Raw genomic sequence first — 1,060 nt, forward strand, 5'->3', positions numbered from 1 at the left:
CGCCTGGACCATCTTGATGATGCCGGCCGCCCCGGCCGCCGCCTGGGTGTGCCCGAGGTTCGACTTGATCGACCCGAGCCAGAGCGGGTCGCCGCCGTCCCGGTCCCGCCCGTACGTCGCCAGCAGCGCCTGGGCCTCGATGGGGTCGCCCAGCGTCGTGCCGGTGCCGTGGGCCTCGACGGCGTCGACGTCCCGCGGCGTCAGACCGGCGTTCGCCAGCGCCTGGCGGATGACGCGCTGCTGGGACGGGCCGTTGGGGGCGGTGAGGCCGTTCGAGGCACCGTCCTGGTTCACGGCGGTGCCCCGGACGACCGCGAGCACGCGGTGGCCGAGGCGCCGGGCGTCGGAGAGCCGCTCGACGAGCACCATGCCGACACCCTCGCCCCAGCCGGTGCCGTCCGCACCCGCCGCGAAGGACTTGCACCGGCCGTCGGCCGCCAGCCCCCGCTGCCGCGAGAACCCGACGAAGGTGTCCGGGGTGGCCATCACGGTCACGCCGCCGGCCAGCGCGAGGTCGCACTCGCCGGAGCGCAGCGCCTGCGCGGCGAGGTGCAGGGCGACCAGCGAGGAGGAGCACGCGGTGTCGACCGTGACCGCCGGGCCCTCCAGGCCGAGCGTGTAGGAGATCCGGCCGGAGGCGACGCTGCCGGAGTTGCCGGTGCCGAGGAAGCCCTCGACCTCCTCGGGTACGGCGGTCAGCCGGCCGAGGTAGTCGTGGTACATCAGCCCGACGAAGACACCGGTGCGGGAGCCGCGCAGGCGCAGCGGGTCGACGCCGGCGTGCTCCAGGGTCTCCCAGGAGGATTCGAGCAGCAGGCGCTGCTGCGGGTCCATCGCCATGCCTTCGCGGGGGCTGATCCCGAACAGGCCCGGGTCGAAGTGCGCGGCCTCGTAGAGGAATCCGCCTTCGCGGGCGTAGGAGGTGCCGGGGTGGTCCGGGTCGGGGTGGTAGAGCCCCTCGACGTCCCAGCCGCGGTCGGTCGGGAACAGGCCGATGCCGTCCCGGCCCTCGTCCACCAGCTTCCACAGCTCGTCCGGAGTGGTGATCCCGCCCGGGTAG

General features: G+C 74.4%; 1 protein-coding gene. It reads right to left on the reverse strand.

What is annotated here, in order from left to right; all coding sequences use genetic code 11:
* On the reverse strand, positions 1-1,060 hold a 1,060-nt coding region (locus tag PUR56_RS25455), incomplete at both ends, for a polyketide synthase (protein WP_329950608.1).

Origin of the sequence: Streptomyces sp. BE303 (assembly GCF_036290945.1) — a bacterium.
GTDB lineage: Bacteria > Actinomycetota > Actinomycetes > Streptomycetales > Streptomycetaceae > Kitasatospora.